Source organism: Flammeovirgaceae bacterium SG7u.111 (assembly GCA_034044135.1).
Classification (GTDB): domain Bacteria; phylum Bacteroidota; class Bacteroidia; order Cytophagales; family Flammeovirgaceae.
Map to the genome: position 1 here is coordinate 6,919,520 of CP139021.1, position 12,626 is coordinate 6,932,145.

Genomic DNA, 12,626 nt, shown 5'->3' on the forward strand with positions numbered 1-12,626 from the left:
GATAAGACAATCACGAAAGACAAGGAAAACCTGCGAATGACTGACTATGAGGAATATGTCTTTCCCAACCGCATTCGGTTGGTGCATAAGCAAGTACCACACACAAAAATAGCCCACTGTGGCTTTTTCTTAGATATTGGCAGCCGAGACGAAAAGCCTCACCAGGTGGGGATTGCCCATTTTTGGGAACATATGGCTTTTAAAGGCACTAAAAAGCGGAAAGCTTATCATATTTTAAACAGAGTCGAGTCTGTTGGTGGCGAGCTAAATGCCTATACCACCAAAGAGAAAATCTGTTTTTACGCGTCGTTGCTCGATAATCACTTTGAAAAAGCTGTTGAACTTTTGACCGATATCACCTTCAATTCTACTTTTCCTGAAAAGGAAATTGAGAAAGAAAGAGGGGTAATTTTGGAAGAAATGTCTATGTACCTCGACGATCCGGGAGATGCCATCCAAGATGATTTTGACGAAGTAATCTTCGGAGAACATCCGCTTGGACAAAATATTTTAGGTACAAAAGAGAGCGTAAACGGATTTACCCGAGAGCAGTTTGATGAGTTCATAAAAGAGAATATCGACACAGGAAAAATCGTATTTTCTTCGGTGAGTGCACTCCCCATGAGTAAGGTGGTAAAAATTGTATCAAAATATTTTGAAAATATCCCTGATCTCAAAGCTCCCAGAAAACGCATATTATTTAACGACTTTTCCCCTAAAACCCTTTTTGTTGGAAAAGCTATTTCCCAAGCCCACTGCGCCATTGGCACAACTTCTTACTCACTTTACGATGAAAAAAGAATTCCTTTTTTCATGCTAGTAAACTTGCTTGGCGGTCCGGGAATGAATTCTAGGTTGAACCTTTCTATCAGAGAAAAATACGGGTTTGTCTATGCCATAGATGCCAGCATGCACGCCTACCAAGACACAGGACTTTTCTCCATTTACTTCGCCACTGAGGCGAAAACATTGGAGCGTTGCATCAAGTTGGTGAACAAAGAGCTGAAAAAACTAAGAGAAGTCCCTTTGGGCACTATGCAACTCCATACCACCAAGCAGCAGATAATGGGACAGCTCGCCATGAGCGAAGAAAGCAACATTGGCCTCATGCTCATGATGGGCAAAAGCATTTTGGACCTCAATACCATCGAAACACTGAACAGTGTGTTTGATAAAATCAAATCGGTAAGCCCGATGGAAATTATGGAGATGGCAAATGAAATCCTCACCGAAGAAAGAATAAGCAGCTTGGTTTTCACTCCTGAGTAAAGACATTTTAAATTTAATGCCCACTTTTTAGCTTAGTTTCCCAATCGAACTTCATATTCAATTTGTCTGTTCAACAACAAATTAGAGAAATTCCCTATCTTTAGTCTAGATAACAAAAAAATTGATTCCAATCCATTCTAAAAAAGAGGTAACCTATTTTGGAAAAACAGATATACATACGGGCTGCTTTTATCATCATTGCTATCATCTTTTTGGTGAAGCTCTTGCAGGTTCAAGTGTTCGACACCAACTACCGACAGGCTGCTAGGCAAAACATTGTAAGCAGATTGGTCAAATATCCGCTCAGGGGGATGATTTACGATCGAAATGAACACCTAATAGTTCGCAACCGCCCCGTTTTCGATATAATGGTGATCCCTGAGGAGTTTACTATCGAAGATACTGCTCGTTTCTGCGAGATATTTGAAGTAGAATTGGAGTTTGTGAGGGAAAAACTAGATGCAGCCAAACGCTACTCCCGCATCAAACCCTCTATTTTCATTAAGCAGCTTTCCACGGAAAAATTTGCCGAAATAGAAGACCGCCTTTCCGATTACCCAGGCCTGTATCCTTCTCCCCGTACTGTGCGCGATTATCCTCATTCTAGCTTGGCCAATGCACTGGGCTATGTAAAGGAGGTTGATAAAAAGTTTTTGGATGCCGACTCCTCTAAGTATTACCGCCAAGGTGATTTGATAGGAAAAAGTGGACTGGAAAAACAGTACGAAGAAGAGCTTCGTGGCATTCGTGGCGTAAGTTATGTTATGCTTAATGTACGAGGCGTGGTGAAAGGCTCTTTCCAAAATGGCGAGCTTGATACAATCCCCGAAATTGGGAAGGATTTGGTAACGGGCATCGACTTGGAACTGCAGCAATATGGAGAAAAATTGATGCAAAACAAGCGAGGGGCTATTGTAGCCATAGAACCTAGCACGGGCGAAATCCTCACCATGCTCTCGTTCCCTTCTTACGACCCCAATCTCCTTACTGGTGATGATAAAACAGCGGGGAAAAATTACTTAGAACTGGTAAGAGACCCAAACAAGCCCCTTTTCAACCGAGCTATCCAAGCGGTATATCCTCCTGGATCTACCTTCAAAACAGCTATGACCTTGGTAGGTCTGCAAGATGGCACGCTCGACTCGGCACGAACCTATTTTGGTTGCGATAAAAGCCTAGTTGGCTGCCACAACCACGCATCTCCCCTCAACCCTTACGGATCTATCCAGCACTCTTGTAACCCTTGGTACGTACAGGCTTTCCGCAAGATGATTCTTACTGGAAAATCGGAAGACAAAGACGAGGACACCCGCCTTGGTTTACAACATTGGCACGATCAAATGACCAAATTCGGATTGGGCGTTACCCCCAAAATCGACTTGCCTTTTGCTCGTAGAGGAAATATTCCTTCACCTGAATATTACGACAAGAACTACTACATAAAAAACTGGAGACTTTCCAATGTATATTCCATTGCCTTTGGGCAAGGAGAATTACTTGTTTCTCCGCTTCAGCTTGCTAACCAAGCAGCCGTAATTGCCAACCGAGGCTGGTACAAAGACCCTCACTTGGTAAAGAGCATTGGCGACAGTACCATGCAATTTGAAAAACACCAAACAGGAATAGAATATGCTTATTTCGACTACGTAGCCCGAGCTATGTCCGAAATTTATACAGCTAGCATGGCCAAGATTCCAGACATAAAAATCTGTGGGAAAACGGGAACTGCGCAAAACCCACATGGGGAAGATCACTCAATTTTTATGGCATTCGCCCCGCTCGACAATCCCCAAATAGCCATTGCAGTATATGTTGAAAATGCTGGATTTGGAGGTTCTTGGGCAGCACCTATCGCCAGCCTTATGGTAGAACAATACATAAAAGGCGAAGTAGATCCAAAAAGACAATGGCTGGAAAACTATGTTCTCAGAGGAAACTTTATGGAGCAGTAAAGCTTAAAGCTGCCTTTTTCTAGGTAAGAAATACCTTATAAGGAACACATAAGAATTTTGAAGATATTCAAAAACACAGCTTCTAGGGACTAAACCTTCAACCCTAAACTATTTTTCCCTTATTTTTGCACATATTTTTTCAACACCAAGCCATTCATACACATGTTGCATTTAAAACTTCCTTCTGACCCTAGGTGGGCAAATATTGCCGAAAAAAGCATCGGTGAAATTCTCATCGACCATGCTTTTTGCGAACAAAAAGCTGCCACTACCTGTATTTCCCTAATAGTCAAATACCCTCATTTGGAAGACTTGGTAGAGACCGTTACGCCCATAGTAGCTGAAGAATGGGAGCATTTTGACCGAGTGCTCAAAATGATGAAAAAGAAGGGATTTAAATTGGGGAAAGCCAGAAAGGACGATTATGTGAACGAACTGATGAAAATAGTGCGGAAAGGAGGACCTTGGGAAGACCGATTGGTAGACAGGCTACTAATTTCAGCCATGATAGAAGCAAGAAGTTGCGAAAGGTTTAAACTACTTTGGCAGAATCTTGAAGACAAAGAATTGAAAGATTTTTACTACGAACTCATGGTTTCCGAAGCTGGTCACTATACTACCTTCATCACCTTAGCGCGTAACTACCAAGACCGTGAAACTGTTGATGCTCGCTGGCAAGAATTTTTAGCCTACGAAAAGCAAATTATTGAAAGCCTTGAACCAAGGGGAGACAGAATGCATTAAGCTTTGGAAAAAAAAGAGTTTGACATTGGAGACAGTGGCTTTCTGCAAAAAGCCTTGAAATGGGCACAAAAATCTCGGTTTTTCGCCTATTTCGATCATAACCACATTCCCTATCCTCACGAAGCTTTTCAACGAGTAATGGCTGTTGGTGCTGAAAGTCTTTTCCTACCCGAAAGAGGGGAAGTTTTTGAACAATTAGATGGCTATTTCAACTCAGTTTCTGGCTGGAAATTTGGCTGTTGGGGCTATGACCTCAAAAATGAGATAGAAAACCTAAAAAGCAACAACCCTGCTTTCCACAATTTCCCCCAAGCTTTTTTCTTCACCCCCCTAACCCTGATCCACTTTGGGGAAAAATCGGTAACTATAGAAGCAGAAAACCCTCAACAGGTTTTTGATCAAATTCAGCAAACTGCAACCACTCCTTTCACACCTCTCCAAAAAATCACTTTCCACCAAAGGACAAGTAGACAGCGCTACCTCAATCGAGTTGAAAAAATTCGCCAGCACATTGAAGAAGGCGATGTGTACGAACTAAACTACTGCATCGAGTTTTTTGCGGAAAACATCACTCTCGATCCTGTTGAAACTTTTCTAAAGCTCAACCAAGAATCTCCCATGCCCTTTGCAGCTTGCCTGCGAATCAATGAACAGTACTTACTTTGTGCATCCCCCGAACGGTTCTTGAAACGAGAAGGCAAGCAATTGGTTTCGCAACCTATAAAAGGCACAGCAAGAAGGGGAAACTCTTCTGAAGAAGACGAAAGGCTCAAAAATTTCTTGAAAAACGATGAGAAGGAGCGGGCAGAAAACATGATGATTGTTGATCTAGTACGAAATGACCTCACCAAAAGTGCCCAAACTGGAAGCATTAAAGTTCCCGAACTTTTTGGTATTTATGGCTTTCGGCAAGTCCACCAAATGATCTCGACCGTGACTGCCACACTCAAAAAAGAGTGCAGCTCTGTTCAGGCTATCAAAAATGCTTTCCCTATGGGAAGCATGACGGGTGCTCCCAAAATTAAAGCGATGCAGCTCATAGAAGAACTGGAAGACAGCAGAAGAGGGCTATTTTCAGGAGCTGTGGGTTACCAAAGTCCCGACAAGAATTTTGACTTTAATGTGGTAATAAGAAGTTTATTTTACGATGCTGAAAAATGCAAGCTCTCTTATCAAGTAGGCAGCGCCATTACTTACGACTCTGTACCCGAAAAGGAGTACGAAGAGTGTCTATTAAAGGCAAAAGCCATTATGAAGGTGCTTGACGGAAAACTTCTTTAATGTAAGAAATGCATCAGTTTCTTTATTAAAACTCCCTCTATCGAGATTTTTTGCCGAGTATGTATTTTACATAACATCTGCTTTTGTTTTGGAGTATCTGCTACATATAGGCTTTACACCTAAACTCTTCTTGTAATTTCCATCACGTTATAAATTAAAAAATGAGCGACTTAGCCAAATTGATCATCTACCTAGTAATTGCAATAGTTCTTTTAAGTATCATATTCTTCTTTTTTAAGTTTTTATTGAAGTGGGCAATCATCGCCATAGTAATCATAGGTATTTTACGTATAGTACGACCGCTTTTTGCAAAGAAGGCTTAAAAAAGCATGCAGAGAGTCGACAATAAAGGCATGTGTAAGGTTTAGGGTGAAACTTGCGGGTAGCAAGTAAAAACGGGAGTTATTATTGAATAATAGTTAATAACTGTTAACCTAAACTATTTCAACCATGTCATACCTACCAGACCGCGACTTAGAATTTTTGAAATTTTGCACCCATGAGGACTTAGGCTTCTTGGTAAACCAGCTTACGCAAACATCAGGGGGTAAACAGAGAATCTCTAGTAAAATGGTGCATCTTGACAGGTTTAAGACTCATTTCCCCCAACACAAAAAATATTGGAACCTTATAGCTGGAGAAATCCAAATCTATGGAGGGCATGCCTTTGCTAATATATTTGCTGGCAGTGGCGTAAGCTATAGAAGTATCTTAAAGAGGGTATGCAAAAAGCTTAATGTAAGCTTTTCGGACGAAAAAAGCACTGAGGCTAATGAGGTCATGCTACTTTCGAAGGTAATGATGCAGTCATTGGAAAGGTTAACCTTTGAAGAACTACAAGCATTGGTAGACCAATTTCAGGTAGATTTGCACGCCAATACCAAAAGCTCGCTCATAAGTGAAATAAATAGGAGTATTACTTTGGGAAAAATCACCCCTAGACTAATAGCTACTCTTCTTACAGGTTCTTTGGCAAAATTTGCCTTTAATAGAAGCTTGAAATATGGATTACTCAAATTCCTTAAAATAGGCGCAAGCAAATGGTTTGGTAAAGCGCTGACAGCTTTTACAGGGCCAATTGGCTTAGCTTTCACCCTCACTTGGTTAATCCATGACCTCTTTGGCCCCGATTATAAAATATTAGTACCTATTGTTATACACATTGCTTTTTTAAGGATTATCTACAAAGAGCAAGGCAAAACACTACAAGCGGCTTAAGTACGCTGAGCAAAGTCATATGAAGATTATCGGTCTATCAGGTACTAAATATTGATGTAATATTGTTTCTTTGTTAACTTCGCATGAAGCAACAAACGAAACTTAATACTTCTATGCATAGTTCTTATTATGCAGATTGGAGGTTTCATACAAACAAAAATCAATATGTTTTATGTCCTAATAGTGTTGATCCCATTCCTTTCCGTGATGGCGTATCTGATTGATCAAAATAAAAAACTAAAGAATAGGTACGAACAAATAGAGAAGGTATTGGGTAAAGTTCAGCAAAAAGCCCAACTTGAGCATATCGAGTTTCCTATGGGTATAAATAGAGACCTGATAGTCACTAACAACTCTATCAAAAGGCTTGAATCGTTTATAATGAAGTTGGAAGAGGAATTATCGATTAAAAAAAGCTTGGTGGTTTCAAACACCTACTCTCCAAAGCTTCAGAAACTCAAAGTATTAGAGAAAAGGGCTAAAAAAATTCAATCGGTTGCCGTTGAAGAACCAGCCGAACAGATGATGAATTAGTAAAAATTATAGTATCACAAACAAAAAGAGATTGACGTTAAGTCAATCTCTTTTTTTATTTAAGTAGCTGGGAATAAGAAAACGTGTATTTGGACGAGGTTATTTTTTCGTTAGGCGAGGTAAAAAATCCTTGCATATACTATACTACGGAATGTTTTTTTATCGTGAACGGCTAGTCGAAGCATTACGGAATAAGAAACAGTCCAAAACCACGAGTTTTTATGTTCAGTTACTGAACCTCAAAGCCCCAAGTTTTTCAATAAAAAAGGGCTATTTCTTTCGAAATAGCCCTCACCATAAATTCTATATATTCAATTCTTAGAATGCATATACTGCACCGATCAAGAACTGAGAAGCACTGCTTGCAGGCATAGCATCACTATCCATAAACATACCGTCTTCTCCGCTATCAAGTCTAAACTCAGGAATAACAGTCAAAGGACCTGCTTTTAGGCTACCAGTCAAAGTAAATGCATTTACTGATGCACTCTCAGCACCATTTTCCACTTCTTTTGTCATGAAATATTCATATCTTAAACCTAAACCAAAAGCTTCAGAAATACTATACTGAGGATAAAGAGCAACACCAGTATATCCACCCTCATCGCTATCAGCATAAGTATAATCAGCTGCATTTAACCCTAAATAGAAAGCATCAGTAATTTGGTAACCTGTAGTTAAGTCAACAATAGTACCAGAAAATGGTCCAGTCAAGAAGTTTAAGTACACATCCCATCCATCTACTGGATTTAAGTATAGTTGAGCTCCGATGTCAGAAACACCATCCATATCTTGGTAGATATTCCAGTCATTGAAAAGACCAACCATCAAGCCTACTTTATCAGAAAATGCAATATCAGCTTTGATACCTGCATTTTGGAAAGGTCCACTTGTAAAAAGGTAAGAAGTAGAGTAGTTGAAGTTACCAGCAGGTGATATTACTTCGTAACCTACAAAAGTACCCATATAACCTGCAGTTAAGCTTACTTTTTCAGAAAGGGCATATGACATGTAAAGGTTTTGAACATGGAAACTATTGTTATCAGCACCAGCATTAATAAGAGACTGAGACTGTCCTCTTGGACCAAATGAAATATCCGCAACAAATGACGCTTTTCCTACTTCTTGAGAAGCAATTAGGTTGATCATTCCTATTGAAATTGAGTTTTGCTCGTTGGCAAAACTTGTTTGAATGTTAGGGTTTCCAGAAAAATCATATTTCCAGTAGGTATCAACCGAACCAGAAATAGTCAAATCTGGAGCTTCTTCTTCCTGCGCTTGCACAAATGAGAAAGAAAGCAAAAACAACATTCCGAGAGTAAATATTTTTCTCAACATAACTTAGTCTTTTTAATGAATGAAAATTTTAATTTGACAGCTTGTTAGTCTTTAAGCGCTACCCCGCACTTAGCTAGTTTGATTTTATTATTTAGGCAATTCATGCCCTGTGCTCATTTTAAATGAGCTTATAGGATTTATCAAGACAAGCACCGAGGTACTTGCCTTGATAAGTTTGAATGAATATTAAAAAGAAAGAGAGGACTATTCGTCGAAAGTGATGGTATAACCCCTGATACCGTGCTCGTGGCTATCAAGACCTTCAATTTCGTGTTGCTCAGTCACCCTTACACCCATTGTTTTGTCAAGGATGAAGAAGATAAGGAGAGATGCTCCAAAAGCAACAACACCGTAAGCTAACACACCAACTAGCTGAGCTACAAATTGCTCACCACTGGCCATTTGACCAAATACACCAACAGCCAAAGTACCGATCATACCACAAGTCAAGTGAACAGAAACAGCACCCACACAATCATCAAGCTTAAGCTTGTCCATACCAACCGCAGAGAATACAACTACGATACCGCAGATAAGACCGATGATAACAGCTTCGTTAGGCGACATTTGATCAGCACCGGCAGTAATACCTACCAATCCAGCCAACACACCGTTGAGTACCATACCTAGATCAAGACGTTTAAAAGTAATGTACGCACCAATCAGACCTCCAATACCACCAGCTGCAGCAGCCAAAGTAGTCGTAACAAATACCAATGAAATCAATGCAGGATCAGCAGAAAGAACAGAACCTCCGTTGAAACCGAACCACCCTAACCAAAGCAAGAATACACCGATAACTGCCAAAGGCACACTAGAACCTGGTTTATCAATCACTTTGCCGTCAACATATTTTCCAACCCTAGGACCAACAACAATGATACCTGCCAAAGCAGCCCATCCACCAACTGAGTGTACGATAGTAGAACCTGCAAAATCGTAGAAACCGTAAGCGTCTAACCATCCAGCGCCCCATTTCCAACTACCTAGTACAGGGTAGATAAACCCTACCAAGAAGAAAGTAAAGATGAAGTAAGCAGAGATTTTGATACGCTCAGCAACAGCACCAGATACGATAGTAGCACAAGTTGCAGCGAACATTGCTTGGAAAATGAAGTCAGTCCAATAAGTATAACCACCGTTATAAGCAAGGTCTAAACCTCCATCAGCACCTAGAGGAGCTGTAAGACCCCATCCCGCAAAGCCAATCCATCCGTTGAATTCGCCTGGGTACATCAAGTTAAAACCGAAGTATGCATAAGTGATGATACCTATACAAAGGTCAACCGTATTTTTAAATAGAATATTCACTGTGTTTTTTGACTGAGTGAAACCTGCCTCTACAGTCGCAAAACCTAATGACATAATAAATACTAAGGCTGCACTAATAAGCATCCAAATGTTATTCGCCGTCAAAAGAGTAGTATCAACTCCCTCCTGAGCGACGCTAGAAGCCGCAGCGATATCTGCAAGCTGACCCAAGCCTCCACTAAGCATTGGGCTTACCGCATCGATAAAGGTAAATGAATTAAGCATAAGCGTTTGATTGATTTAAATGATGATAATAATTCACTATATCTGAAAAAGAAATTACGTATTTATACCCACCAAAATATGGGCTAAATTATTCTACAAGTGTTTATCATGGGTGAGGACTGTTTTACTTTTGTACTTGCTATTGTTAAGTTGATAGTTATTTGATTAGTGTAATAACAAGTAAAAAACAGTCGATTGTTGGTAAGGTTTGTAAATTATGCTGCTAAATTATTACGAATTAATGAATAATACAAAGTTTACATTAAAAATAACATATAATTTTAGCTAATTCTTTACGATTCATCAAAATAGCATTTTTTCCAGCAACCCTTGCACCTTGCAAAGACTCTCCGTATTATTTAATGAATTAAGCAGGTTTATTTAATGGTGGCGCAATAATAATAAAGATTTTTAATATCAGTATTTATACTTACTTTTTTATTCATAAAATACGCATAATATATATTGCTTCCTAATTAGGGTAAAAACTGAATACTAATACGTATTTATCATGAATACACCTTTTTAACCAATCACCAAAAAACCATCAGTAGGTAGCATCAGCCACCTGACCTAAACAAAAGCAGGATATTTTAGTAAAACATTAATATTGAAGCACCCAAAAAGCACAGATGCCACTTATCTGAGTAAAAACTGGTTATTATTACTTTTGCACCTATTGAATTAGGTATATTGATAAGTAACTAAAGCAGTCATTTAAATTTACTTTAAAAATGAAATCGAAAGTTTATAGCATTTTTTTAAGCGTTATAGCAGGTTTTTTAGGCGCATACATTTTCAGCCTCATAGAAGGCTCATCTGAAAATGGGTTTTCAGGATTGAAAGCAGACAATATCCAACTCATATCAAACGATTCCGCAGAAGGCGAACTCCACATTTCGGAGAATCTTGAAAGCGAAGGTGCACACGGCAACTTACCATCCGTAAATATCGACTTCGTGAAGGCTTCACAGCAGACAAGGCAAAGCGTGGTCTATATTAAGACCATAGCAGGCGGACAATACCAAGGGTACAGCTGGTTCGATTATTTTTTCAGCAACAGGATGACCGAACGGCAGGTAACGGGATCTGGATCTGGAGTGATTTTTACCAGCAATGGCTATATAGTCACTAACAATCACGTAATTGATGGCGCTGATGAAATTCAAGTTATTTATAATAAGAAGAGCTATAAAGCCGGCTTGGTAGGGCACGATCCTTCTACCGATCTTGCTGTATTAAAAATAGAAGCAACAGACTTACCAGCCATTAAAATAGGTAGCTCTCGAGAACTTTCTGTTGGCGACTGGGTACTAGCAGTTGGCAACCCTTTCAACCTAGAATCTACTGTTACAGCAGGTATTGTAAGTGCTAAAGGCAGGAGAATAAATGTGCTTGAAGATCTTTTTCCTATCGAATCATTCATTCAAACTGATGCGGCCATCAACCCTGGCAACAGCGGTGGAGCCTTGGTAAATGGGCAGGGAGAGCTAGTAGGAATCAACACCGCAATTTTATCAAGAACAGGCAGCTACGCTGGCTATGGCTTTGCCGTCCCTTCGGATATTGTGACCAAAATAGTTGAAGATCTACGAAAATACGGGGAAGTCCAGAAGGCATTCCTTGGAGTAAGTGCCTTGGACATAGACGAAGACATTTCCGACAAGCTAGGCACAAACGACCTAGACGGAGTAGTGGTGAACACCGTAGATAAAGAAGGTGCGGCTGCAAAAGTAGGAATGTCACCCGGAGACGTAATTTCCGAAATAGATGGAAAATCTATTAAGTCAATGGCCGACTTCGATGAAATACTAAGCTATTACCGTCCGGGAGATAAAGTTAGTGTAAAATACAAGAGAGCAAAGGAAACTTTCGTTAGAGAAGTGATACTTACAAATATCGAGGGTACAACCAGTATTTTGAGGAAGATAACATACGATTCTGACCAACTGGGAGCCTTATTTGAAGTAGTTCCTAAAATAGAAAGAGCCAGACTCGGCATAGAAGGGGGGATAAGAGTGAAGAAAGTAGTCGGTAATGGCTTGATTTATAAGATGGATATAAACGAAGGTTTTGTGATTGTCGCCATCAATAATTACCTGATAGAGCGACCCGAGGACTTGGAAGAAATTCTATCTAAAATAAGAGGAAGAGTGATTTTGCAGGGGATTTCAAAGAATGGGGAGAAAAAATATTACTCTTATCGTTTTTAGGAAAATATAAATGCATTTAGTTAACATGTAGATAATCGTGAAGCGGTACCCATTTTGGGTGCCCTTTCATTTTTTAGGGCTATCCTAAAAAAAACAAAACGCCCAGTTGAATTAGTTTTCAACTGGGCGTTTTTACTTTTATACTAGAAAAGCTTAATCAAAAAGCTCTTCGTCTCTTTCTAGCATCAGGATAGAGTGCTGCGGAACTATGTAATATTTTTCGCCTTCGTACATTACTTCAAAAGCTCCTTTCAATAAAAAAATAGCCAAATCCCCTTCGTGAACTTGTAAAGGAACATATTTGACTTTCTCCTCATTCTGTTTCCAAGGCTCGTCAAAATCGTCGGAAGCCATAGGGATAGGATAACCAGGACCTACTTTTATTACATAACCAGTCTGCACTCTTTCCTTTTCCTGCACGCCAGGAGGCAAGAACAAACCGCTTTCTGTTTTATCGCCAGAAGCTTTCGGCTTTATCAACACTTTATCCCCAACTATCAGTAGTTTCTTCAATTTGTTATCTTTCGTCACCAACATAATT

General features: G+C 39.7%; 10 protein-coding genes. 7 read left to right on the top strand and 3 right to left on the bottom strand.

Features of this window, described 5'->3' with window-relative positions:
- The first annotated feature begins 36 nt into the window (after positions 1 to 36).
- From R9C00_26680 to R9C00_26705, 6 genes are all read left to right on the top strand, one after another.
- A complete protein-coding gene (locus tag R9C00_26680; GenBank protein WPO38798.1) occupies positions 37 to 1,269 on the top strand; it encodes a pitrilysin family protein in 1,233 nt (410 codons plus the stop codon).
- Between the two features lie 158 nt (positions 1,270 to 1,427).
- The gene (locus R9C00_26685) at positions 1,428 to 3,221 is read left to right on the top strand and encodes a penicillin-binding transpeptidase domain-containing protein (GenBank protein WPO35286.1); all 1,794 of its coding nucleotides are present in this window, start codon (positions 1,428 to 1,430) and stop codon (positions 3,219 to 3,221) included.
- A 162-nt stretch (positions 3,222 to 3,383) separates the two neighbouring features.
- Positions 3,384 to 3,965, top strand: coding sequence for a tRNA-(ms[2]io[6]A)-hydroxylase (locus R9C00_26690; protein ID WPO35287.1), 582 nt, complete (start codon positions 3,384 to 3,386; stop codon positions 3,963 to 3,965).
- Between the two features lie 3 nt (positions 3,966 to 3,968).
- Positions 3,969 to 5,246 carry an anthranilate synthase component I family protein gene (locus tag R9C00_26695; protein WPO35288.1) on the top strand — a complete coding sequence of 426 codons (1,278 nt, stop codon included), beginning with the start codon at positions 3,969 to 3,971 and terminating at the stop codon, positions 5,244 to 5,246.
- Positions 5,247 to 5,696: 450 nt separating this feature from the next.
- A complete protein-coding gene (locus R9C00_26700; GenBank protein WPO35289.1) occupies positions 5,697 to 6,464 on the top strand; it encodes a DUF3944 domain-containing protein in 768 nt (255 codons plus the stop codon).
- 165 nt (positions 6,465 to 6,629) lie between these two features.
- Complete coding sequence (locus tag R9C00_26705) at positions 6,630 to 6,998, top strand: hypothetical protein (GenBank protein WPO35290.1); 369 nt, start codon at positions 6,630 to 6,632, stop codon at positions 6,996 to 6,998.
- A 318-nt stretch (positions 6,999 to 7,316) separates the two neighbouring features.
- Here the strand turns inward: R9C00_26705 and R9C00_26710 are convergent, their stop codons facing one another.
- The gene (locus tag R9C00_26710) at positions 7,317 to 8,336 is read right to left on the bottom strand and encodes an outer membrane beta-barrel protein (protein WPO35291.1); all 1,020 of its coding nucleotides are present in this window, start codon (positions 8,334 to 8,336) and stop codon (positions 7,317 to 7,319) included.
- Positions 8,337 to 8,540: 204 nt separating this feature from the next.
- Positions 8,541 to 9,872, bottom strand: a complete 1,332-nt coding sequence (amt, locus tag R9C00_26715) for an ammonium transporter (protein WPO35292.1) — start codon at positions 9,870 to 9,872, stop codon at positions 8,541 to 8,543.
- 734 nt (positions 9,873 to 10,606) lie between these two features.
- Between amt and R9C00_26720 the strand changes: the two genes are divergently transcribed.
- Positions 10,607 to 12,085 (top strand): trypsin-like peptidase domain-containing protein, encoded by a 1,479-nt coding sequence (locus R9C00_26720; protein WPO35293.1) that lies wholly within the window; start codon positions 10,607 to 10,609, stop codon positions 12,083 to 12,085.
- A 153-nt stretch (positions 12,086 to 12,238) separates the two neighbouring features.
- Here R9C00_26720 and R9C00_26725 read toward each other — a convergent pair whose 3' ends face one another.
- Entirely contained in the window at positions 12,239 to 12,622 is a 384-nt protein-coding gene (locus R9C00_26725) for a co-chaperone GroES family protein (GenBank protein ID WPO35294.1), read from the bottom strand.
- Positions 12,623 to 12,626: the final 4 nt, after the last annotated feature.